This is a genomic window from Micromonospora humi, from assembly GCF_900090105.1.
Lineage (GTDB): Bacteria > Actinomycetota > Actinomycetes > Mycobacteriales > Micromonosporaceae > Micromonospora > Micromonospora humi.
This window is the reverse complement of sequence record NZ_FMDM01000018.1, coordinates 74633-97296: the sequence shown is the minus strand read 5'-3', so window position 1 is coordinate 97296 and position 22664 is coordinate 74633. Positions and strand designations below refer to the sequence as shown.

General features: G+C 71.8%; 21 protein-coding genes and 1 pseudogene. 3 read left to right on the top strand and 19 right to left on the bottom strand.

The genetic code is table 11. From position 1 onward, the window contains the following. Nucleotides 1-171: 171 nt before the first annotated feature. From GA0070213_RS27430 to GA0070213_RS27420, 3 genes are all read right to left on the bottom strand, one after another. Complete coding sequence (locus GA0070213_RS27430) at nucleotides 172-2040, bottom strand: hypothetical protein (protein ID WP_091070918.1); 1869 nt, start codon at nucleotides 2038-2040, stop codon at nucleotides 172-174. Then, the gene (locus tag GA0070213_RS27425; protein ID WP_091070915.1) at nucleotides 2025-2834 is read right to left on the bottom strand and encodes an ABC transporter ATP-binding protein; all 810 of its coding nucleotides are present in this window, start codon (nucleotides 2832-2834) and stop codon (nucleotides 2025-2027) included. The genes GA0070213_RS27430 and GA0070213_RS27425 overlap by 16 nt, the downstream gene beginning before the upstream one ends. Nucleotides 2835-2925: 91 nt before the next feature. After that, entirely contained in the window at nucleotides 2926-4170 is a 1245-nt protein-coding gene (locus GA0070213_RS27420; protein ID WP_091070914.1) for a cytochrome P450, read from the bottom strand. Between the two features lie 141 nt (nucleotides 4171-4311). Here GA0070213_RS27420 and GA0070213_RS27415 point away from each other — a divergent pair, with 141 nt between their 5' ends. Continuing rightward, a complete protein-coding gene (locus tag GA0070213_RS27415; protein ID WP_091070911.1) occupies nucleotides 4312-5241 on the top strand; it encodes a phosphotransferase family protein in 930 nt (309 codons plus the stop codon). On the opposite strand, the pseudogene GA0070213_RS32695 reads toward GA0070213_RS27415, so the two are convergent. Further along, nucleotides 5228-5762: pseudogene (locus tag GA0070213_RS32695) on the bottom strand (GyrI-like domain-containing protein). The gene GA0070213_RS27415 and the pseudogene GA0070213_RS32695 sit on opposite strands and share 14 nt — an antisense overlap. A 111-nt stretch (nucleotides 5763-5873) precedes the next feature. Here GA0070213_RS32695 and GA0070213_RS27405 point away from each other — a divergent pair. Beyond that, nucleotides 5874-6182, top strand: a complete 309-nt coding sequence (locus GA0070213_RS27405; protein WP_139128734.1) for a hypothetical protein — start codon at nucleotides 5874-5876, stop codon at nucleotides 6180-6182. A gap of 125 nt (nucleotides 6183-6307) precedes the next feature. On the opposite strand, the gene GA0070213_RS27400 is transcribed toward GA0070213_RS27405, so the two are convergent. The 8 genes from GA0070213_RS27400 to GA0070213_RS27360 all read right to left on the bottom strand — a co-directional run bounded on the left by GA0070213_RS27400 (nucleotide 6308) and on the right by GA0070213_RS27360 (nucleotide 15335). After that, entirely contained in the window at nucleotides 6308-7048 is a 741-nt protein-coding gene (locus GA0070213_RS27400; protein ID WP_091070908.1) for an alpha/beta hydrolase, read from the bottom strand. Between the two features lie 290 nt (nucleotides 7049-7338). Then, nucleotides 7339-8100, bottom strand: a complete 762-nt coding sequence (locus GA0070213_RS27390) for an SDR family oxidoreductase (RefSeq protein WP_091070905.1) — start codon at nucleotides 8098-8100, stop codon at nucleotides 7339-7341. Beyond that, nucleotides 8097-9122, bottom strand: a complete 1026-nt coding sequence (locus tag GA0070213_RS27385) for a zinc-dependent alcohol dehydrogenase (protein ID WP_091070902.1) — start codon at nucleotides 9120-9122, stop codon at nucleotides 8097-8099. Before GA0070213_RS27385 ends, GA0070213_RS27390 begins: the two co-directional genes overlap by 4 nt. 91 nt (nucleotides 9123-9213) lie before the next feature. Further along, the gene (locus GA0070213_RS27380) at nucleotides 9214-10101 is read right to left on the bottom strand and encodes an amidohydrolase family protein (RefSeq protein ID WP_091070955.1); all 888 of its coding nucleotides are present in this window, start codon (nucleotides 10099-10101) and stop codon (nucleotides 9214-9216) included. A 99-nt stretch (nucleotides 10102-10200) separates the two neighbouring features. Continuing rightward, on the bottom strand, nucleotides 10201-11523 hold the full coding sequence (locus tag GA0070213_RS27375) for an enolase C-terminal domain-like protein (protein ID WP_245716575.1): 1323 nt from the start codon (nucleotides 11521-11523) through the stop codon (nucleotides 10201-10203). Between the two features lie 182 nt (nucleotides 11524-11705). After that, entirely contained in the window at nucleotides 11706-12740 is a 1035-nt protein-coding gene (locus GA0070213_RS27370; RefSeq protein WP_091070896.1) for an ABC transporter permease, read from the bottom strand. Further along, entirely contained in the window at nucleotides 12733-14277 is a 1545-nt protein-coding gene (locus GA0070213_RS27365) for a sugar ABC transporter ATP-binding protein (protein WP_245716574.1), read from the bottom strand. Before GA0070213_RS27365 ends, GA0070213_RS27370 begins: the two co-directional genes overlap by 8 nt. Next, nucleotides 14274-15335, bottom strand: coding sequence for a sugar ABC transporter substrate-binding protein (locus tag GA0070213_RS27360; protein ID WP_245716573.1), 1062 nt, complete (start codon nucleotides 15333-15335; stop codon nucleotides 14274-14276). Before GA0070213_RS27360 ends, GA0070213_RS27365 begins: the two co-directional genes overlap by 4 nt. A 307-nt stretch (nucleotides 15336-15642) precedes the next feature. Here GA0070213_RS27360 and GA0070213_RS27355 point away from each other — a divergent pair, with 307 nt between their 5' ends. After that, nucleotides 15643-16341: a FadR/GntR family transcriptional regulator gene (locus tag GA0070213_RS27355; protein ID WP_091070893.1), complete on the top strand. Its 699-nt coding sequence runs from the start codon at nucleotides 15643-15645 to the stop codon at nucleotides 16339-16341. A 105-nt stretch (nucleotides 16342-16446) separates the two neighbouring features. On the opposite strand, the gene GA0070213_RS27350 is transcribed toward GA0070213_RS27355, so the two are convergent. The 7 genes from GA0070213_RS27350 to GA0070213_RS27320 all read right to left on the bottom strand — a co-directional run bounded on the left by GA0070213_RS27350 (nucleotide 16447) and on the right by GA0070213_RS27320 (nucleotide 22651). Next, nucleotides 16447-17436 (bottom strand): aldo/keto reductase, encoded by a 990-nt coding sequence (locus GA0070213_RS27350; protein ID WP_091070891.1) that lies wholly within the window; start codon nucleotides 17434-17436, stop codon nucleotides 16447-16449. 21 nt (nucleotides 17437-17457) lie between these two features. Further along, the gene (locus GA0070213_RS27345; RefSeq protein ID WP_139128733.1) at nucleotides 17458-17940 is read right to left on the bottom strand and encodes a hypothetical protein; all 483 of its coding nucleotides are present in this window, start codon (nucleotides 17938-17940) and stop codon (nucleotides 17458-17460) included. Between the two features lie 374 nt (nucleotides 17941-18314). After that, nucleotides 18315-18989, bottom strand: a complete 675-nt coding sequence (locus GA0070213_RS27340; RefSeq protein WP_091070887.1) for a GNAT family N-acetyltransferase — start codon at nucleotides 18987-18989, stop codon at nucleotides 18315-18317. A 98-nt stretch (nucleotides 18990-19087) separates the two neighbouring features. Beyond that, the gene (locus GA0070213_RS27335; RefSeq protein WP_091070885.1) at nucleotides 19088-19687 is read right to left on the bottom strand and encodes a MauE/DoxX family redox-associated membrane protein; all 600 of its coding nucleotides are present in this window, start codon (nucleotides 19685-19687) and stop codon (nucleotides 19088-19090) included. 11 nt (nucleotides 19688-19698) lie between these two features. Continuing rightward, the gene (locus GA0070213_RS27330) at nucleotides 19699-20193 is read right to left on the bottom strand and encodes a S26 family signal peptidase (RefSeq protein ID WP_217628669.1); all 495 of its coding nucleotides are present in this window, start codon (nucleotides 20191-20193) and stop codon (nucleotides 19699-19701) included. Continuing rightward, complete coding sequence (locus GA0070213_RS27325; RefSeq protein WP_245716572.1) at nucleotides 20190-22085, bottom strand: ABC transporter ATP-binding protein; 1896 nt, start codon at nucleotides 22083-22085, stop codon at nucleotides 20190-20192. Before GA0070213_RS27325 ends, GA0070213_RS27330 begins: the two co-directional genes overlap by 4 nt. A gap of 2 nt (nucleotides 22086-22087) precedes the next feature. Further along, entirely contained in the window at nucleotides 22088-22651 is a 564-nt protein-coding gene (locus tag GA0070213_RS27320; RefSeq protein WP_091070883.1) for a TlpA disulfide reductase family protein, read from the bottom strand. Nucleotides 22652-22664: the final 13 nt, after the last annotated feature.

Sequence of the window (22664 nt, the reverse complement as noted above, 5' to 3'; positions counted from 1 at the left end):
CGGTCCGGCGGACGGCAACCGTCACGGCGACGGGCGATATCCCGAACACTATGAATGCCCTGTTCACGGACCAACCCCTAGGCGAGGTGGCAGCCCCTCACCGCAGCGGGAAAGGGGGCGGGGCAGGCATCGTGGTGATGCCTGCCCCGCCCCCTTCGCGGTGGTCGCCGGTCAGACCGATTCGAGCTCGCGTCCCTGGGTCGCCGACGGGGCGGCGCCGCGCCCGGCCCGGTTGTTGACCTTGGTCATGATGGCCCGGGCGTACAGGGCGACGCCGGCCAGGATGCTGACCACGGCGATCGGCACGCCGTAGAGGGGCCGCACGTACATCGCCAGGAACCAGGACTTGACGTCGATGTCGGACAGGATGAAGACCAGCGGGATGATCCCCTGCGGGATCAGCAGGATCGAACCGAGGCCCCAGCTCAGCCCCTCCATCGTGCCGCCCTTCTTGGCCGCCTCGGCGTCGCCGGCCCTGCGGACCACTGTGGGTCGGCCGGTGCGCATGGTGTGCAGCAGGTCGGAGCCGTCCGCGCTGAGCTTGCGGACCGCCGCACCGCCCAGCACCCAGGCGACGACGACGCCGGTCAACACGCCGACCGGCACCCCGGCCCAGCTCAGCCACGGCTGGTCGAACCGGGTGCCGAGGTAGACCAGGGCGAGGGCGGGCGCCGGCGGCAGCAGCCCGACCCAGAACAGCACGTTGGACTGGCCGGTCGTGTCGGCGCGTTCCAGCGGGTTGCTCGGCCGCTTGTGGGCGTCCGGGCCGGGGACCATGCCGAACACCGACGAGTAGACGATCAGGCCGGCGCCGCCGCCGAGCAGGGCGGGCACCGCCGCGGCGACCCACGGCCAGGTCCAGGTCATCCCGCTCCACCAGACGAAGCCGATGCTCAGGGCGATCGCCGCCGGCGCGAAGACGATCAGGTACGCCACCTGCCGGCCCCGCACGTCGGCACGCTGGGTGCCGGTCGTCATCGTCTGCCAGAGCGCGGTGCCGTCCTGGCTGTAGAGGTTGCAGGCCGAGGTGATCGCGAAGAGCGCGACCGCCGGACCGGCCCAGGGCAGCAGGAGCCGGGCGTCGAAGGTCAGCGGCAGCAGCACGGTGCCCAGCGCCCAGACGATCGGCACCACCGCGGTGGTGGTCCGCAGCGGGTCACGCCACCAGGTGCGCAGCTCCTTGCGGACGACCGCGCCGGTGGTGCCGCCGAGCGGGCCGCCGCTGACCGGGGCGCGGCCGGCGCTGCCCCGGATGGTGACCCGGGCCCGGCGCGGATTGCCCAGCTCGACCGACCAGACGAGCAGCAGCAGCACGCAGAGCACGGCCAGGCCGGCCGGCGCGGCGAGCGCGAGCGGCCAGTCCCCACGGCCCGCCGCGTCCACCGCCACCACGCCCCAGCTCGACGGGATCGACCGCAGCGTGACGGTGGTGGTGTGCGAGAACCCGGTCTGGAGGATGTCGGAGTACATCACGGCCACGACGATCATCCAGCCGGACTGGGTGAGCACGAGCATCGCCGCGAACAGCACGCCGGTGATCGCCGCACCCAGCCGGGACGCCGCGACGACGCCGAACAACGCGTAGACCACCCGGGACAGCAGCACGACGAAGACCAGTTGCAGGGCCGCGATCGGCACCGCCAGCAACGCCGGCACGAGCCCCTGCCGGGCCCCGTACGTGATCAGGGCGAGGAAGCCCAGCGCGGTGACCGCGGTGGTGATCCCGACGAACGCCGCCCCCAGCAGCCCCACCGCGAGCCGGCGGCGCGGCACCGGCAGCAGCGCGAAGTGGTCGGCGCGCAGCACCGCCGAGCCGCCCCACAGCGGGCCGATCAGCCAGCCGAGCGTCCACATCAGGAAGACGCCGGCCAGCAGGTCGCCCAGCACGTCGGCGTTGGGCAGGTCGACCAGGGAGAGCCAGATGGTGGCGGCCGCGAACAGCAGGCCGAAGACCGCGCCGACGAGCATCCACGCGGCCCGGCCGCCGGTCATCGAGTTCTTGATGATCGACAGCTTCATCCGGATCAGGACGCCAGCCACGACAGCCCCTTCCGGGTGTGCTCGTCGCCGCCGACCAGCTTGACGAACGTCTGCTCCAGGGTGGTGTCGCCGCGCACCTCGCCCAGCGGACCGGCCGCCACGACCTTGCCGGCGGCCATGATGGCCACCGTGTCACAGAGCTGCTCGACCAGCGGCATCACGTGGCTGGAGAGCACCACCGAGCCACCGGCGGAGACGAAGCCGATGAGGATCGCCTTGAGGGCCGCCGCGGAGACCGGGTCGACCGCCTCGAACGGCTCGTCCAGCACCAGCAGCCGGGGCCCGTGCAGCAGGGCGGTCGCCAGCCCGATCTTCTTGCGCATGCCGGTGGAGTAGTCGACCACCAGGGTACGCTCGGCGCCGCCGAGCTCCATCACGTCGAGTAGTTCCTGGACCCGGCCGGCCAGCACGCCGGCCTCGATGCCGCGCAGCTGCCCGATGTACGTCAGCAGTTCGCGCCCGGTCAGCCGCTCCGGCATGGACAGCCCGTCGGGCAGCACACCCATCAGCGTCTTCGCCTCGACCGGGTCGGACCACACGTCCACCCCGAACACCTGCGAGGCGCCCTCGTCGGGGCGGAGCAGCCCGACCGCCATGGACAGCGACGTCGTCTTGCCCGCGCCGTTCGGGCCGACCAGTCCGAAGAAGGAGCCCTGCGGCACCACGAGGTCGACGTGGTCGACAGCGGTGTTCGAGCCGAACTCCTTGTGCAGGCCGGTCAGGCGCAGGGCCGCCGGCCGGCCATCCACATCAGGACTTTCCGCTGCGGCGTACTGAGTGGTCGATGGCTCCATGATTCCCCTCGAAGTCGCTAGGTGGCGGGCCCAGTTTGCCCGACTTGCGCTGCATATGGAAGCGCCTACATACAGAGTGGATCCACTGCGCTCACCCGACGGAGAGGGGGAAGTGCAGCATGCCGTGGATGATGAACGAGTCGCGGCGCCGGGGCTCGCCCGCCACGCGCAGATCGGGCAGGCGCGTCGCGATCGCCCGGAACGCCGCCTCGGCCTCGACCCGGGCCAACGGAGCCCCGAGGCAGTAGTGGATGCCGGCCGAGAAGGACAGCGTGTCCGCGGCGCTCTTCCGGGTGATGTCGTAGCGGTGCGGGTCGTCGAAGACGGCCGGGTCGCGGTTCGCGGCGGCGGCCAGGATCGCCAGTTCACCGTCGACCGGCAGCACCTCCCCGGCGAGTTCGATCTCCTGGTGGGCGACCCGGCGGTACTGCTGCACCGGCGGGTCGAACCGCAGCGTCTCCTCGACCACGCCCGCCGCCAGGCCCTCCGGGTCGGCGCGGAGCAGGTCCCACTGGTCGGGATTGGCCAGCAGCGCCCGTACCCCGTTGCCGATCAGGTTGACAGTGGTCTCCGAGCCGGCCAGCGGCAGGAACATGCACAGCGGCTCGAGTTCGTCCATGGTCAGCCTGCCGTCGTCGATCGCGGGCAGCATCTGGCTGATCAGATCGTCACCGGGGTCCTCCTGCCGCAGCTTGATGATGCCGCGGAACATGTCGGTCAGCTCACCGATGGCCAGGTCGACGCCGCGTACCTTGTGGAACGAGACCACGCCGTCGAGCAGGGGCGCGATCCGCCGACTCAGTCGGGTGAAGCGCGGTCGCAGGTCGTCCGGGATACCGACGAGATCGGCGATCACGGTCACCGGCAGTTTCTGGGCGAACTCGGTCATCAGGTCGAACGTGGCGCCGCCGGCGGGCAGCTCGTCGATGAACCGGGCGCACAGCTCGTCCGCCCGGTCCCGCCACCTGCCGGCCATCCGCGGGTTGAGCGCCGGGATGGTGAGCTTGCGCAGGCGGGCGTGGTTCGGCGGGTCGAGCCCGAGCATCGAGTTGTCGAAGTTCATGAACTCCGGCACCTTCTGCCCGTCGGCCAGCCGCACCCCGAAGCGGCGGTCCCGCAGCACCTTGTTGGCGATCCGGTGATCGGTCGTCACCCACGTGCCGAGCGCGCTGCGCGGCAGCGGCCCGAGCGCCCGGATCTGCTCGTAGACCGGATAGGGATCCTCCGGCCCGCGGAGCAGCCGGGCATAGAGATCCCCCTGGTCGTCGGCTTTCTCCAGGATGTCGTAGTAACCCGCCATCCGGGCGCGCAGCCCGGCGTCCGGAAGTGTCGTCATCACCAACCTCCAGGGGGCGACTCGGTCCGAAAGCCACCATAAGGACCAACGCCCCCCTACCAGGAACCCCAGAAATCGTGGCCACCTCACCACGACCGCGCGGACGCGGCGGTGAACTGCGAAGCCCTAGAATGGTCCGGCGTGGAGCTGTCCCATCTCGGCGTGCCGACCGGGCCGATGACGCGTGTCCACGGCGGTTTCGCCAACCGGACCTACCGGCTCGACACCGACCGGGGGTCGTTCGCGGTGAAGGAGTTGAACCTCGCCGACCGCCGCGCGGCATACCACGCCGAGGACGTGTTCCGGTTCGAGCGGGCGGCCTTCGCCGCCGGCATCCCGATGCCGGAGCCGATCTCGGTCGGCCACGGCACGCTCGTCCATCGCTGGGTCGACGGCGAGCGGGTGCCCGAGGCGCCGGTGTCGCAGGCGTACGCGTTCGAGATCGGTGCGGTCCTCGCCCGCCTTCACGCGCTCGACGTCGACTGGCCCCGGGTGTCGGACGAGGAGCCGACGCCCCGGGACTGGCCCGAGCTGGCCGACCGCGCGGCGGCGACCCGGCAGCCGTGGGCCGCCGACCTCGCCGCGCACGTCGGGACGTTCCTCGCGATCGCCCACCTGGTGGACACCTGCGAGCGGCCGGGCCCGGTCGTGCTGACCCACCGGGACATCCAGCCGTGGAACCTGCTCTCCCGCCACGGCCGCCCGGTGATACTCGACTGGGAGCTGTCGGGGCTGCTCGACCTCTCCGGCGAACTCGGCTCGACGGCGCTGGGCCTCGCCAAGGGGCCCGGCTTCGACGACATTCGGCCCGCCGTCTTCCGCGCGGTCCTCGACGGGTACGTCGCGGCGGGCGGGGCGGTGCCGCCGCCGGGCCCGAGCTGGTTCGCCTTCATGATCGGTGGCTGGCTCGGGCACACGAGGTGGAACATCCTGCGCTGCCTCGCCGGCGTCGAGGCGAGCACCGGCCCCGAGCTCGCGCTGTCGCACGAGTCGGTACGCGACGGCCTCCGCGGCCTCCCCGACATGTTCGGCCGGCTTCCGGACCTCCAGGCGCTGCTCACACGTCGGTGACCGGCTGCCGGAGGATGGTGCGTTGCCGCTCGGGCGCGACCCGGCGGACGTCGCTGAGGTAGATCTCGTGGTGGTCGCCGGTCATCCGCAGACGGTTGGCCGGGAGGTGCTCGTGGTGCAGCCGGGCGAGCACGTCGGCCTCGTCGTCGAAGGAGCCCACGTGCAGCGTCTGCACGCACCGCCCCTCGGACAGCACCCGGAGGCGGACGTCGTCCAGGCGCGCCGGCCGGTTCCGCGCGGCGGCCTGCGCGACGGCGGCGGCGACCATGGACTCGTCGATCCAGTCGGGGACCATGAGCATCAGCGTCCAGCGCCAGCGTGCCTTGTGCCGGGCGGTGGTGAAGGGGGTAGAGCGCCCCGAGCGCCTCGGTGAAGGCGGGCGAGGTGTTGGGGTCGCCGTGGCCGTCGACCATGAGGTAGCGCGTGTCGGGCACGTCGACCGTCCGGAAGTGACCCGCTCTCGCCCGGTAGGCGTCGAGCGTCCTCCTGAAGTCGATCTTGCCGGTCGTGTGGTCGGCCACCGCGGCATCCTACGACCGCAACGGTCAGCCGCGGGCGAGGGCGGGCCGGCGGGGGAAGGAGAGGACGCCGGCCGTAGTACATTCACCTACGACGATCGAATGGAGGACACGGTGACGGTTCGACGACTGCTGCTGCACGTCACGGCGGCCTGCCTCGCGACGACGACCGCCCTCGTGCCGGCCGGTACGGCCCAGGCGGCCTGCACCACGAGCAGCTTCACCGTCGTCTGGGACTACGCGGGCATGTACACCGCGCCCCACGAGTCGACGCTGTACGGCACCCGCCGCTACGGTCAGGTCGTCACCGGTCCGACCGGCAACACCGCCAACGGCTGGACGCTCACCTACGACTACTGGAACGGCCTCGCGCTGTGGGCGTACATGAAGGACGCCGCGTTGCAGTACCGCGGCTGCGCCTGAGACGGGCGGCGCGGCCACTCCCGGTCCGGGTGGGCGCGCACACCCGCCCCGACCGGCCGGTACCGCCGCGGTCGGGGCGGGTGTGCGTCTGCTGACCGCCGGCCTCGGGCCGGTCCGACGCGCGGCTAGCTCAGGTGCCGGGCGAAGAACCGGCCCGCGCCCTCCCCGGCGTACGGTGGGACTCCGGTGTGTCCGCCCATGGTGGCCTGCAACGTCTTCTCCGCGGAGCCGAAGGCGTCGAACAGGTCCAGGGCCGCCTGCCGGTCGTTTCCCTCGTCGTCCCACTGGAGCAGGACGTGCAGCGGGACGGTGACCTGACGGGCCTCCTCGAACATGGCGCGAGGCACGAAACTTCCGGCGAAGAGGCCGGCGGCCACGATGCGCGGCTCGACCACTGCGAGCCGGATGCCGATGGAGATCACTCCGCCGGAGTACCCGACCGGGCCGCCGATCTCGGGCAGCGCCAGGAGTGCGTCCAGGGCGGCCTGGGTTTCCGGCACCGCCTTGTCGACGAGCGGAAGGATGAGCGCGTCGACGATCCCGTCGTCGACCCGGTCGCCGGCCGCCATGGCCCGGCGCAGGTCGGCGCGGGCCTGGTCGAGAGCCGGCCACCGGGGCCGGTCACCGCTGCCGGGAAGCTCGATGGTGGCGGCGGCGAAGCCGTCCGCCGCGGCGCGCCGGGCCCGAGCCACCAGGCGGGGGTACATCGTGCGCAGCCCGAGCGGAGGGTGGCCGAGCAGGATCAGCGGGACCGGCGCCGACGGGGACGCGGACGCGGGCGTCCACAGGATGCCGGGGATCTCGTCGAGGGTGAACCCGCGCTCGACGACGCCGTCGTTCAGACGCTGCTCAGTGGTGAATCGCATGGTCGTGCCTTTCGGGAGTGCTCGTGAACGGCGCTCCCGGGCGACCTATCGCCCGACCGTGACCCCGCAGGGGAGCACCCATGTCGACACGTTCACGGGTACCACCTCCTCGGTCTCTCGCACGGCCTCCGGCAAGGTAACAGCGGCCGCCGCGATCCGCCAGGTGTTTTCCACCGGAGGCGCGGTCCTTGACCAGCCCCCTGCCGCTTCACCATGTTCCGGGTGATCTAGTGCCTTGGCCGCGAGGGGAACGGCGGGCCGCCGTCGCACGCGGGCATCCACCCTCCGGCTCAGCGGCCCAGCCACCCTCCGTCGACGGCGAGGATGGTGCCGTGGACGTAGGCGGCGGCGTCGGAGGCCAGGAAGACCGTCGCCCCGGCCAGGTCCTCGGGTCGCCCCCACCGGCCCGCCGGGATGCGCTCCAGGATCGCCCGGTTGCGGTCCACCTGGTCACGCAGCGCCTGCGTGTTGTCGGTGGCGATGTAGCCGGGGGCGACGGCGTTCACGTTGACGCCCCGGCCGGCCCACTCGTTGGCCAGCGCCCTCGTCACCCCGGCGATCGCCGATTTCGCCGCCGCGTACCCGACCACGTTGACCCCGCCCTGGAAGCTCAACATGGACGCGGTGAAGATGATCTTCCCGCTCCCCCGGTCGACCATCTGCCGACCGATCTCGCGGGCGAGCACGAACGGCGCGGTCAGATCGACCTGCACCACCTCGTCCCAGTCCTCGTCCGGATGCTCGGCGGCGGGCGCCCGCCGGATCGTGCCGGCGTTGTTGACCAGGATGTCCACCGGGCGAGGGCCGCCGGCCAGCGCCGCGGCCAGCGCGCCCACCGCCGCGCGATCGGCCAGGTCCACGCGGTACGCCGTGAAGCTCCGGCCCCGCGCCTCGACCCGCCGCGCCACCTCACTGCCCTCGCTCTCCAGGGCGGCGCTGACGCCGATGATGTCGGCGCCGGCGCCCGCGAGAGCCTCGGCCATCGCCAGGCCGATACCGCGTCGGCACCCGGTCACCACGGCCAGCCGGCCGGTCAGGTCGAACATGGTCATCGGCCTCCGCCACAGTCGATCAGGATCTTGACCACTCCGCCACGTTCCAACGCGTCGAACGCTCCCGCCACGTCGCTCAGCGGCACCACCGCGGAGATGAGGTCCGCCGCGGGCGCCTCGCCGGCGGCCAGCAGGCGGACCGCCTCGGTGAAGTCGTCGCGCCGGTAGACCCGGGCGCCGACGATCTCCAGCTCGCGCCAGAAGACCCGGTGCAGGTCCACCTCGCGGGGCACCGGGTGGATACCGACCACGACGAGGCGTCCGCGCACCGCGAGCAGTCCGGTGGCGGTCCGCACCCCGCCCGCCGACCCGGACACCTCGAACACCACTGCCGCTCCGGCACCGCCGGTCCAGCCGTCCACGAAGTCCGCCGGATCGGTGGTGGCCGGGTCGACCACGGTGAAGCCGAGTTTCGCCGCGACGTCACGGCGGTGCGGGTCGAGTTCGACCAGGACGACGGCCGCGCCGACGCTCCGCGCGACGCAGGCGATCAGCAGGCCGACCGGGCCCGCACCGATCACCACCGCGTGCTCGCCGGCCGCCAGCCGGGAGCGCCGTACGTCGTGCACCGCCACCGCGGTCGGTTCGATCAACGCCCCGTGTCGCAGGGACATCCCCTCGGGCAACCCGACGAGGGTCTCGGCGGGCACCGTCCACGAGCCCTGCATCGCGCCCGGGGAGTCGACGCCGATGAAGGTGAGCCGGTGGCAGACGTGCTGGTTGCCGGCGCGGCACGCCGGGCACCGGCCGCACCAGGCCAGCGGCATCACGGTGACCGCGTCGCCGACCCGCCAGCCGGTGACGCCGGCGCCCAGCTCGGCGACGCGGCCGGCCATCTCGTGCCCGATCACCGCCGGCACGGACACCCGATGGTCCATCGCGCCGTGCAGCACGTGCAGGTCGGTGCCGCAGATCCCGGTGTAGGCGACGGCGATGCGGACCTCTCCCGGCCCGGGCGGCACCGCCGGTCGTTCCTCGACGGTGAAGGTGCGATCGCCGACGTACAGTGCGGCCTGCGTCATGTCGTTCCGCCTTCGTCGAGGTGCCGGACTTCCCGCATCGGCTGGCGCGGGTCGGTGAGGTGGTCCGCCCGCCGCTCCGGGCGCAGCCGGATCACCGTGCCGTAGCGTTGCATCCGTCAGCTCCTTCCGGTCCGACCGCGAGCCGGTACACGCGCGTCGCGGTGCCGGCGAAGATCTCGTCGCGTTCGGCCGCGGACAGGGGTGGAAGCGCCGCGCCCAGCGCGTCCCGCACCGTCCCGTAGTCGGCGACCAGCAGGCAGACCGGCCAGTCGGAGCCGAACATCAGCCGCGACGCCCCGAAGGTGTCCACCGCGACGGTCACGAAGGGGCGCAGCGCGGCCACCGTCCAGCCCGGCCCGGCTTCGGTCACCAGGCCGGAGAGCTTGGCGGTCACGTTGGGACTGACGGCGAGCGCCGCGAGGTCCGCCGACCACCCGGCCAGCCCGGCCACGCCGGCCCGGATGCGCGGCTTGCCCAGATGGTCCAGGACGAACGGCACCTGGGGCAGGTCGCGCGCCGCCCGGGCCGCGGCGGGAAGCTGGTCGGCCCGGACCACCAGGTCGAAGACGAGTCCGGCGTCGGCCACCGCGGCCAGGCCCCGGCGGACCTCCGGGCGGTCCAGGTAGTCGGGGTCGGGCTCGCCCTGGATCTGCGAGCGGATGCCCACCAGCAGCTCGCCGCCCCGCATCCGCCGGTAGCCGGCCAGCGTGTCCGTCAGGTCGGGGTCGGTGACGTCGGCCCAGGCCACGACTCCGGCGATCGGCTCGGTGTCGGCGGCGTACCCGAGGAATTCCGGCACCTCGTCGCGGTGGCAGCGACCGCCCTCCACCAGCACCGTGTGGCGTACACCGGCGGCGGTGACCTCGGCGCGGAGGTCCTGCGGGGTGAACGGCCGGCGGATGCCGGCCAGCTCGGGGTCGTCGAGCCAGGTGTAGCCCCGTTCGGGTCGCCAGAGGTGGTGGTGCGCGTCGACGATCACCACGTCTCCCCGCTCGTCCGGTCGCTCGGTGGAACTGGTCGGTGCGGGGTCGCGGCGCGGGTCGGCGATTCGTCGTCCTGCACGGGTCGGGCCTCCAGGTCAGGCGGTCGCGGCGGCGGCGTCGTCCGCCACGGCCCACGCGGGGCCGTCGGGGAAGCGGTACGCGTCGAGCGAGTCGGCCCGTAGCCGGCCGCTCATGCCCGGCGCGGTGGGCACGCGGTAGCGGCCGCGCTCGACGCGTACCGGATCGACGAAGTGCTCGTGCAGGTGGTCGACGTACTCGATGGCCCGGTCCTCCCAGCTGCCGCTGACCGCCACGAAGTCGAACATGGCCAGGTGCTGCACGAGTTCACACAGGCCCACGCCGCCGGCGTGCGGGCAGACCGGCACCCCGTGCTTGGCCGCCAGCAGCAGGATCGCCAGGTTCTCGTTGACGCCACCCACCCGGCAGGCGTCGATCTGCACGACGTCGACCGCTCCGGCCTGCAGGAGCTGCTTGAACATGACGGCGTTGTGCACGTGTTCGCCGGTGGCCACCTTGATCGGGGCCAGCGCGCGGCGGACCGCGGCGTGGCCGAGGATGTCGTCCGGCGAGGTCGGCTCCTCGATCCAGTACGGGTCGAAGCCGCGCAGCGCCGTCATCCATCCGACCGCCTCGGGCACCCCCCAGATCTGGTTGGCGTCGACGGCGAGGCGCACCTCGGGGCCGACCGCCTTCCGGGCCAGCGCCATCCGGCGGACGTCGTCGTCCAGGTCGGCGCCGACCTTGAGCTTGATCAGGTCGTAGCCGTCCTCGACCGCCTCCTGGCACAGCCGGGTGAGCTTGTCGTCGTCGTAGCCCAGCCAGCCCGGGGTGGTGGTGTAGGCCGGGTAGCCCTCCTCGCGCAGCAGCCGCTCCCGCCCGGCCCGGCCCGGCACGCCGGCGCGCAGCAGCGCCACTGCCTCTTCCTCGGTGAGGGCGTCACGCAGGTAGCGGAAGTCCACCTGGGCGACGACCTGTTCGGGGGTGAGGTCGGCCAGCAGCTTCCACAGTGGCGTGCCGGCCCGTCGCGCGGCCAGGTCCCAGACGGCGTTGACGATGCCGCCGGCCGCCATGTGCACGACGCCCTTCTCGGGGCCGAGCCAGCGGATCTGGCTGTCGCCGATCAGACGACGGGCGAGCGCGCCCGGGTCCGCCACGATCTCGTCGACCGACGCACCGACGATCAGGTCGGCGAGTGTCCGTACGGCGGCCACCTGGACCTCGGTGCCGCGACCGACGGTGAAGATCAGGCCGTGGCCCTCGGCGCCACCGGTGGTCCGCAGCACGACGTAGGCGGCGGAGTAGTCGGGGAACGGGTTCATCGCGTCGGATCCGTCGCGGTGCCGCGAGGTCGGGAATCGCACGTCGAAGGTCGCTACGGACGAGATCAGCTCAGACACCGTCTGCTCCCCGGAAGGTCGATCGGTGCCGACGGCGGCACCCGTGAGGCGTGGGCCGATGCGCAGCCGAGCAACGACGCCCGGGGCGAACATCAGATGTATTTCTACCCTTCGATCAATAGATAGTCCATAGCCTATGGATTAAGGGCCCCTACATCACATGATTTCGCCGCTCGACGGGTTCACTCCTGCGCCTTGCCCCCGGTGATCCGGGACAGCACCAGGGCGACCAGGATGACCGCGCCGTTGAGGAAGTTGGTCCACTGCGCGGGCACTCCGGCCAGCGTCAGCACATTGACGATCATGAACAGGAGCAGCACGCCGGTGAAGGCGCCGACCATGCTGCCCTTGCCGCCGTTGAGGCTCACGCCACCGATGACCGCGGCGGCGAACACCTGGAAGATCGCCCCGTCACCCTGTCCGCTGGGGATGGAGGCGAGCCGCCCCGCCTGGATCAGGCCGGCCAGCGCGGCGAGCACGCTGGCGGTGACGAGCGTGAGGAAGAGGATCCGGTCGGTGCGGATACCGGCGGCCCGCGCCGCGTCCACGTTGCCGCCGATCGCGTAGAGCGCCCGGCCGCCGGCGGTGAAGCCGAGCACCACGACGGCCACCGCGAACGCCACCAGGCACAGCCAGATGGAGACCGGCACCCCCACCCAGGAGGCGCTGCCCAGATAGGACATCGACGGCGGCAGGCCGAAGAAGGTGCTGCCGCCGGAGATTCCGGTGAGCAGGCCCCGCAGCACGATCAGCATGCCGAGCGTGACGATGAACCCGTTCAGCCCGTACCGGACGATCAGCAGGCCGTTGAACGCGCCGACGAGCGCGCCGACGAGCAGGGTGACCGGGACGCCCCAGGCGCCGGCGAGCAGGTCGACGCCGAGCCCGTGGGTGATCGCCGGGTCGACCACCAACCAGGCCGCGACGCCCGGCGCCAGGCCGAAGGTGGACTCCAGCGACAGGTCCATCTTGCCGGTGACGAGCACCAGCGTCTCGGCGAGCACCAGGATCGCGATGGCGGACATGCTCTGCAGGATGTTGATCAGGTTGTCGCTCTGCAGGAAGACCGGGTTGACCAGTTGACCCACCACGGCGATCACCACGATCGCCGGCACGAGCACCAGGTCCCGCAGGCGGGCCAGCGCGGGCATCCGCCGTCGGGCGGTCGGACGGTCGGTGGGCGCGGGTGCGCCCGTGGAGACAAGCGTGTCAGACATGCTCGGCCTGCACCCCTTCCATGGCGGCCACGAGGTCGGCGTCGCGCCAGCCCCGGGACATCTCCCGCACGACGCGGCCGGCGAACATGACCAGCACCCGGTCGCACCCGCGCAGGTCGTCGAGTTCGTCGGAGACGATGAGCACGCCGGTGCCCGCGGCGGAGACCCGGTCGACCACCGCGAGCAGGTTCTGCTTCGACCGCACGTCGACCCCCGCGGTGGGGGTGATCAGCACCAGCAGCTTCGGGTCGCTGGCCAACGCCCGGCCCATCACCACCTTCTGCTGGTTGCCACCGGACAGGCCGGAGACCGGCTGGCCCGGGCCGGTGGTCTTGATGCCCAGGTCCGCGATGGACCGTCCGGCGAACGCGTCGCGGCGCGCCGGCGCGACGAAGCCCCGCCGGCGCAGCTTCCCCGGCACCGTCATGGTGATGTTCTCGGCCACCGACAGCATCGGAACGAGGCCCTGCCGGTGCCGGTCCTGCGGCACCAGCCCGATGCCGGCGTCGAGCGCGTCGCGCACGCTGCCGGGGCGCAGCACGCGCCCGGCGAGGCGCACCGCGCCGGCCCACGGCCGGCGCAGGCCGACGATCGTCTCGGCCACGTCGACCTTTCCGCTGCCGCCGCCGCCCGCCAGCCCGACCACCTCGCCGGCGCGGACGCGGAAGGACGCCTCCGCCCCGGCGGCGGTGACCAGACCGTCGACGGTCAGCAGCTCGGGGGCGTCGCCGGCCGGGGCGGGCCGGTCGGTGGACGGCCCGGCGCCGGCCTCCTCCCCCGTCATCGCGGCCACCAGTTCGGCCGGGGTGACGTCGGCGACCGCCGCGGTGCGGATGTGCCGGGCATCGCGGAACACGGTGACGGTGTCACAGATCTCGTAGATCTCCTGGAGGTGGTGGCTGATGAACAGGAACGTCACGCCCTGTTGCTGGAGATCGCGGATGCGGGCGAACAGCCGGCCGATGCCGCCCGCGTCGAGCTGCGCGGTGGGCTCGTCGAGGATGATGAACCGGGCCCCGAACGACAGCGCCCGGGCGATCTCGACGAACTGGCGTTCCTCGACGGTGAGCGTGCCGGCCGGCTGGTCCACGTCCGCGTCGACCGACCACTCCCGGAGCAACCGCTCGGCCTCCCGGCGCACGGTACGCCACCGGATGAGCCGGTCCCGGCCCCGCGCGTGGCGGTTGAGGAACAGGTTCTCCGCGACGCTCAGGGTGGGGATGACCGTCGACTTCTGGTAGACGCAGGCGACCCGGCGTCGCCAGGCGTCGCGGTCGGCCAGCGGCGGGGCCGGGTGACCGTCGAACGCGACCCGTCCGCCGTCCGGCTCCTGGAGGCCGGTGAGGATGCCGACCAGGGTGGACTTGCCGGCTCCGTTGCGGCCGACCAGGGCGTGCGTCTCCCCGGGCCGGATCATGATGCCGGCCGAGTCCAGGGCGAGGGTGGAGCCGTACCGCTTGGTGATGTCGACCGCCTCGACGACGGGTGGACCGTGGTCGGTCCGCCCGTCGTCGGGGCGTGCTGCGGAGTCGGTCACGACGCGTTGCCCCAGAGCGCCTTGTCGTCGTACCTCACTGTCGGTTGCCCGGCGACGGTGGCGCCGTCGGCGGTGACCAGCGGCGCGGCGAGCTGGTCCTCGAGGAGCCCGTCACGGACCTGGACGATGGTGCTGCCGTGGTCGGTCGGGCCGGGCGCGAAGGTCTTCCCGTCGATCGCGGCCTTCACGTAGTAGAGGCCGTACGTGGCGAACTGGTCGGCGGGCTGGCTGACCGTGGCGTCGATCAGGCCCTCCTTGATGTCCTTGAGCTCCTCCGGGATGCCGTCGTTGGACACCACGAAGACGTGCCGGGGGTCCGACGGCGGGAACTGCAGGTTGCGCTGCTTGAGCACCTGCAGCGTGCCGGCCAGCGCGAACGAGGACTGCATGTAGACGCCCTTGATGTCCGGGTCGGAGGCGAGCCGGGTCTGGAACTTCGACGCGGCCAGGTCGCCCTTCCACTCGGTCGCCTCGCCGAAGACGGTGATGCCGGGATAGTTCTGCTTCATGCACTCGTTGAACGACTCGGTGCGGTCCCGGCCGTTGATCGAGTCGAGCCCGCCCTGGAACATGATGACCTTGCCCTTGCCGCCGAGCTTGGTGCCCAGGAACTGGCACGCCTTGGTGCCGTAGGCGCGGTTGTCGGCGCGGACCACCATGAAGACGTTGCCGGTGTCGGGCCGGGTGTCGATGGTGACCACCGGGATCTTCCTGTCGGCCAGCTGTTGCAGCGACGGGGCGATGGCGGCGGTGTCCTGCGGCGCCATCACCACCCCCTTGACGTTCTGGCTGATGAACGTCTGGATGTTGGAGATGAGCGCGGCGATGTCGTTCTGCGAGTTGGTGGTCTTGAGTTCGACGCCCAGTTCCCGCGCCGACGGTGGGACGTACTTGATGTAGGCGTTCCAGAAGTCGGTGTCCGACCGGGGGTAGTCGACGCCGACGAGCGGCTTGCCGCCGCCGCCGGCGTCGCCCTTGCCGTCGGAGGCGCATGCCGTGAGCATGCTCAGGCCCAGCAGCGACACCAGTGTCAGGCGTAGCGGAATCTTGATGCTCACCGTGCTCCTGTTCGGGATCGACCTGCGCGGAGGGGTGCTGACTCGCCGGCCGCCGGCGTGCGACGACGAGGGAACTCCGCGCCGGAGGTGGTAGGCGACGAGAGGATCACAAAGACGCGGTCAAAGATCTGATGTCTTTATAGACGAGGTTCTTTCCGGCTGTCTAGAGCCAGGTTTCGTGCGGGTTACCGACTCACGCCCATCGGGCTCCGCCCGAACCGCTCACACCTGGACGGAGCTGGTCACAGGGGCGCGGACGCGCGGAGATATGATGTCTACCGCGCAAGCACCGGGCGAGGGAGGGCGCATGGCACTGACCGACGAGGCCATCGCAAAGATCAGGCAGATGATCCAGTCCGGGGAGTTGCCCCCGGGCGCGCGCCTGCCCCCGGAACCTCAGCTCGCGGTCCAGATCGGGCTCTCGCGCAGCGGCGTCCGGGAGGCGGTCAAGGCCCTGGAGTCGGCGCGCGTGCTCGACGTCCGCCGCGGCGACGGCACCTACGTCACCAGCCTGGCGCCCCGCCTGCTGCTGGAGGGCGTCGGCCTGGCCGTCGAACTGCTGCGCGACGACACCCTGCTGGAGGTCATGGAGGTACGCCGGCTGCTGGAGCCGGCCGCCACCGGCCTGGCCGCCGTCCGTCTCACCGACGCCCACCTCGACGAGTTGGCGCAGATCCTGGAGGACATGCGGACCGCCGCCGAGGACGCCGAGAAGCTGATCCAGTACGACACGGCCTTCCACCGTACGGTCATCGCCGCCACCGGCAACGAGACGCTCACCTCGCTGCTCGACGGGCTGTCCGGCCGGACCGTGCGAGCCCGGGTCTGGCGCGGCCTGATCGAGGGCAACGCGGCACATGTCACGCTCGGCGAACACCAGGCGATCTACCGCGCCCTGCGCTCCCGCGACCAGGTGCTCGCCCAGGCGACCGCGCTGATGCACGTCAACACGTCCGAGTCGTGGTTGCGCACCATCCTGGCCGAGGCCGACGGCGAGTCGGACTGACCGTCGCCGGTCGACGCTCGCGGCCGGACCGGGGTGCGGGCCCCGCCTCCCCCAGACCCGTTCTCGCGCAGAGTGCGCGGAGGGGTCGGCGACCCTACGAGGCGCTCAGGACGGCACCGGCGCCTCCTCCCTCAGCAGGCCCTCGGCGACGAGCTCGGTCCAGAGCTGCGCTGGCGGCGGCGCGGCGAACCAGTCGGCGCTGCGGGTCACGTGCGCCGGGCGGGCCGCCCCCACCACCACCGAGGCGACGGCCGGGTGCGCGCCGGCGAAGGCGAGCGCTGCCTGCGGCAGGGTCACCCCGTGCCGCCGGCACACCGTGGCGATGCGCTGCGCCCGACGCAGGACCGCCTCGGGCACCGTGCCGTACTCGTACGGGCGGGTCTCGTCGGGCCACTCCACGGCCAGCAGGCCGCTGTTGAAGACTCCCACGTTGAGCACCGACACGCCGCGCCTACCGGCCGCCGGGAGCACGCCGTCCAGCGCCGGCTGCTCCAGCAGCGTGTACCGACCGGCGACCATGAGCACGTCCACATCGGTCTCCACCGCGAACCGGATGAGCGTGTCCGGGTCCTTCGAGCCCACCCCGATCGCGCCCACCACGCCCTGCCGGCGCAACTCGTCCAACGCCGGGTATGCCTGCCGCAACGCCACCTCGGGCTCGGGGCTCTCCTCCGGGTCGTGCAGCAGGACCAGATCCACCCGGTCCAACCCCAGCCTGGCCAGGCTGGCGTCCAGGCTGCGACGCACCCCGTCCGCGGTGAAGTCCCACACCCGGCGCATCGTCGCCTCGGTGTCGAAGCCGTTGTCCAGGTCGCTTCCCCCGTCGGGGTTGTCCACCAGCAGCCGGCCGACCTTGGTGGAGACGCAGAACTCCGCCCGCGGGTGGCCCGCGAGCGCCCGGCCGAGGCGCCGCTCCGAGAGCCCCACGCCGTAGTGGGGGGCGGTGTCGAAGTAGCGGACTCCCGCCGCCCAGGCGGCGTCGACGGCGGCCGTCGCCTGCTCGTCCGGGACCTTGCGGTAGAGGTTGCCGATCGAGGAGGCGCCGTAGCCGAGCGGCGTGACCGCGACAGCGGACCGGCCGAGGACAGGGGACATGGGGATCCTTTCCCGCGCCAGCTATGTCTCGAGAATGTTCCGCAGGTCGCTCAACGTCCGCTCGCAGAGCAACGACGGCGTCGCCTCGAGCATCAGCTGAACGCCCTCCCCGAGCTGCTGCTCGGTGAGCGTCACCATCGCGCTGTCCAACTCGATCGCGTTGCCGCCAGCCTCGCTTCCGACGTCGCGAACCATCTGCAGTTGCTTGTCGGCGAACAGCCTCGCCGCCAAGGTTGCGACGATGCGCCGCCGCGCTTCGGCCTTGCTCATCCCGGCCCGATAAGCGTCGAGCACGGCCACCACGTCGTACGACGCTTCCGCAGGCGCGGACTCCACCGGCCGCACCACTTCGACCGGACCCACCGTCGCCTCGACGTGGATGGTTCGGGCGCCACCGCTACCGATGCTCGCCACTGACCTCCAGGCCGACGTCGCAACCGACGCCACCGCCGACCCCACAGCCGGGATCGCCGCGGTCACCGCCGGAATCGCCTGCTCGCTCACCCACCTCACGATGTGCGGCCTGGCATTCTCCAGAACATCGCGGGCCACGTCGACAGCGAGACCACGGAACATCTGCTCGAACTCGGAGCGAAGGGACGGCTGTGTGCCCATCACGCGTCGCCGTCGAAGCTGAAGCAGATCACCCGGTCTGGCATCGCTGACCCTCATCCTCCGCACCGCCCGCACCGCGCTGCATCGTCGCAGACACGTCACAGAGCGCGCCACCCCGCAATGTCACAGCGTCCTCGTTGGACGACAAGCCGGTCGTACCTGGTGCACGGGGTCCACGAGGCAGGCCGGGCAATCGACGGCACGCCGGCTCCACCAATGGCTGAAACAGCCCAGCGGACGTGCGGCAACGCGGGCAGCGGCCATCACCGGGATGCGGTTCGTCCGGCGTCCGTCAGCTCAAGCACCTCGTCGCTGATTCCGTGGATCGCGATGTCGTCACGGCGGCTCTCCCACCGTTCGCGGTCGAGCACCAGGTTGATCTGCTCCTGGCGGGCACCGTCGAAAGCCCGGATCGTGGTGCCGTTCGACTGGTAGCCGAGCGACCAGGAGACTCCCAGCGACGGCGCGTTGGTGGACCAGGCGGCGGACTCGGCGCGATCCGCTCCCAGTCCGGCGAAAGCGAGGTGCAGGACGGCGACCCGCATCTCCTTGCCGTAACCACGCCGCTGGAACCGCCGCGCGATCCATGACCCCGTGGAGACGGTCCTGGTGATCCCGAAGTCCTGCGCGCCGATCTCCTGCACCCCGACGCACACGCCGTCGACCTTCACCGCCATCACCAGGTTCCACCTGCTCGGCCGCCAGTCCGCCAGGGACGCCCAGTAGTACCGCAGGAACGACCACTCGGCCTGGGGAGACGGTCCCGACTCCCATCCCGCGACGGGCGAACGCGCCAGAAAGCGGTTCTGCGGATCGTAGATGCCTGCTGCCGCATGGATCGCCAGCTCGGCAAGCTCGTCCTCACCCGGCACAGCCAGCTCAAGCACGGACGTCGTCACCCGCAGACGGCGCACCGGCCAGATCTCGGCCAATGTCATTCGAGCATCATGCCCTGTCCCGCCGTCTGCCGTCGCCCGAAGAACTGGTTCCGGGCAACCCGGCGATCGCGGTGCTTCCGCAGCGGCTGCCGCGGTCGTCAGGGTCGGTGGCGGGTGGACGGGGTCCGGCCGGGGGCAGGCGTCTGTCGGAAGAGGTCCACCAGATCGTCGAGCCGGACCAGAATCAGCGCGCTGGTCCACCCGGCCGCGACGCTGATCAGTGCGCCCGCCGGCGGGAGGGGATGCGGTCGGGTGACCGCGACCGTCACCCCGGCAGCGATGGTCATCGCGAGCAGGATGGTGTTCCGTGTGACGTGTCGCCACCCGAGCGGCTGTGGCGTGGCGCCGAAGCAGGCGCAGCGTGCTCCCGTGTCGTGGTGTACCGCGAGCACCACGCCGGCAGTGAGGACCGTCAGCAGCAGGAGGGCGGCGGCGAGCACGAGCGCCGCAACCGGTCGCGCCACGGGCCAGCCGGCCGTCAGTGCGACCATCGACCAGCCGGTGCCGAGTACGAGTCCGAGTTCGGTTGCCGTGACGAGCAGGGCCACCGGGCTCACCAGGCGCGCGGGTAGCAGCGGCAGCGGGCGAAGTGAGTCGGCGAACGCGCGTTGGCCGGCAGGGCTGCGTATCTTGCTCCAGCCGGAGCTGGTGAATACCCACCACAGTGCGGTCAGCAGCCCGAGTGGCACGTACGGCATGGCAGCCTCCGTCATTCCTCTGCCGCGCTGGAGAGTTTCCGCGCGCCGTCCTGGTTGGTGCGGACCTGCTGGGTGCGGTGCAGGTGGCGGACGACCACACCGAGGAGCCGCGCGGTGGGGAAGAATCCGCGCTGGCGGGAGTCGACGCTGGCGGCCGGGTTGTCGCCGAGCAGGACCATCTGGTCGGGAGGCACTCGGCTGTGCAGCGGCCAGTGCTGGAAGGCGCACACCTCGGGCGGTACCGGGTCCCCGGGCAGCGCCGCGACGCGTTTGATCATCGGTTGGCCTGGTCGGTCCGATGCGTGGTCCCGATCGATCACCACGATGTCGCCGACGTGGACGCTGCCCGTGCGGCGCCGGTCGACCAGGACCCGGTCTCCGGGCCGGTGGCCGAGTTCCATGCTGCGCCCCTCGACGGTGACCAGCAGGAATCGTCGCCGCAGCCACCAGCCGGCCAGTGCGCCGGCCAGCAGGGTGACTGCCGCACCGCAGTAGAGCGGGATCACTCCGTCGCCTGGGGCAGTGCCGGCTCGGGCTCGCGGTAGCCGCTGGCCTGCCGGACGAACATGCGGGCGTAGTGGGTGTCGGCGGCCAGCAGGTCGGCGTGTCGGCCGGTTTCGGCGACCCGACCGTCGCGTAGTACGACGATCAGGTCGGCGTCGCGGACGGCACCGAGCCGGTGGGTGATCAGGAGAGTGGTTCGGCCGGCGCGGTGCTCGCGCATGGCGTCGTGGATCTCCGCTTCGGCGTCGGGGTCGAGGCCGGCGCTCGGTTCGTCGAGGATCAGCAGGTCGCAGCGGTTCCGCAGGAATGCGCGGGCGAGGGCGAGTCGTTGCCACTGTCCGCCGGAGAGGGTCATGCCCACTCGTACGGTGTCGTTCTCCTCGCCGCTCATGAAGGTTCGGCTCAGCAGGGTGTCGTAGCCGTGCGGGAGGTTACGAAGGGTGTCGTGTATTCCGGCCAGCCGGGCGGCGTTCTCGATCCGCGCCCGCTCGGGCAGGGTACTCAGGTCGCCGAGGCCGATGTTCTCCGCTCCGGTCAGGTCATAGTGCATGTAGTCCTGGAAGGTCGCGCCGATCCGTCGGCGCAGCTCGGTGGCCGGTATGTCCCGTAGGTCCACGCCGTCCCAGCGGATGGCGCCCCGGGTCGGGTCGTAGAAGCGGCAGAGCAGCTTCACGAGGGTGCTCTTGCCGGCGCCGTTGGCGCCGACCAGGGCGAGTGCCTCGCCGTGCCGGACGGTCAGGGTGACTCCGCGCAGCACCCACGGCTGGTCATCGTCGTACCGGAACCAGACGTCGTCGAGCTCGATGCCGGTGCGCAGCGGTGGCGCGACGACCGGCCGGCCCGGGGCGGGCAGGTCCGGGCCGGTGTTCACCACGGCCTGGTAGTGGGTGAACAGCAGCAGGTTGTGGTGGGTGGTGGTGACGTCGGTGACCAGGCCGGCCAAGCCGCCTTGAACCGCTGCCAGCGCCGCGACGAACATGGGTACGTCACCGATGGTGAGTCGGCCGGCGCCGGCGGCCTGGACCACCCAGATCAGCCCGGCCCCGGCGATGCCGGCGCCCAGAAGTCCCAGCAGGGTCTGACTGAGGGCTTCCCGCCGGTCCATGCTGCGGCGGGCCCGGTCGGAACGGGTTCGCTCGGTGCGCATCCGGTCCCGGAGGAAGTCACCGATGCCGAAAAGGCGGATCTCCTTGGCCGCTTGGAGACTGGTCAGCAGGTTGCGGTAGAAGAATTCGCGCCGGTCGTAGGGACTGACCTGCAGCGCGGTCTCGGCGCGGCGGCGAGACAGCCACAGTTCGGCCAGCAGTACCGGAACCGCCCCCAGCGAGACGGCCACCGCCATGGTGGGGCTGATCGTCACGAGGGAGCCGAGGAATCCGCTCACCACGGCGACACCGCGCAGGAGGTTGGCGGTGCCGGCGACGAGTTGCTCCGGGGTACCGGCGCCGGCCTGCTGGGCCAGTTGGAGCCGGTCGAGGAACCGAGGGTCCTCGAACCGGGCCAGCCCGGTGAAGTCGTTCACCGCGCGGTACAGCTGGTCCTGGGCGGTGCGGGCGATCCGCCGTCCCAGTTCGGCGTGCAGATACCGAAGCGGGTGGGGCAGCACCGCGACGATCAGGCTGGCGCCGGCCAACCCCAGCGCCAGACCGATGAGGTCGGCCGTTCCCGGCTGGTGGTCGACGATCCGGTCGAGGACGAGTTTGGTCAGCCAGGCGGCGGCGATCGGCAGTGCGCCGGAGAGCAGGGCGAGCAGCAGCACCGCCGCCAGCACCGGCGGGGAGGACCGGGCGGCCAGCGCGGTGGCGCCGATCGCGGCGCGCCACAGTGCTCCCGCCGCCGGCCTGCCGGGTCGGGCGCGCCGCCAGGAGCGACGGCGGAGGGTCGGTCGGGTCACGGTCAGGAGGCGGTCGCCGACGCGACCGGCGCCTCGGCGGGTGGCAGTTGGTGGAAGTCGAACGAGCTGGCGACGATCTGGTTGTCCCGGACCAGCACAAAGGCCGGGTAGCCGGTCAGGGTGAACGCCTCCCCCACCGGTCCGCCGACATCCTCGGCCAGCACCGTCCCGGCCGGTCGTAGCTCGCTGACCAGTTCCGCCGAGGCGGCCGGGTCACCGACCACGACGGCGAGGACGGTCCAGCCGGCGGCGGCGAAGCGGGGGGCACCGGCGAGGAAGTCCGGCTTGCGTTCCCGGCAGGCCGGGCAGGTCACCGAGAAGAAGCCGACCAGGGCGGCGGCGCCGACCGAGTCCCGGGACACGGGCTCGCCGTCGACCGTGGTGGCGGCGAACTCCCCCACGGTGGACCCGAGGGGGCGGACCAGGTCACGTTCCGCCGGCTCGTGTAGCGGCCGGTTGAGCAGTTCGGTGTGTTGGCGCAGCCGTCGCATCATGCCGAAGGAGAGCAGCAGGTTGAACAGGCACAGCAGTGCGACGACGACCAGTGCGGCCACCAGGTACGTCATGGTTCCTCCCCGT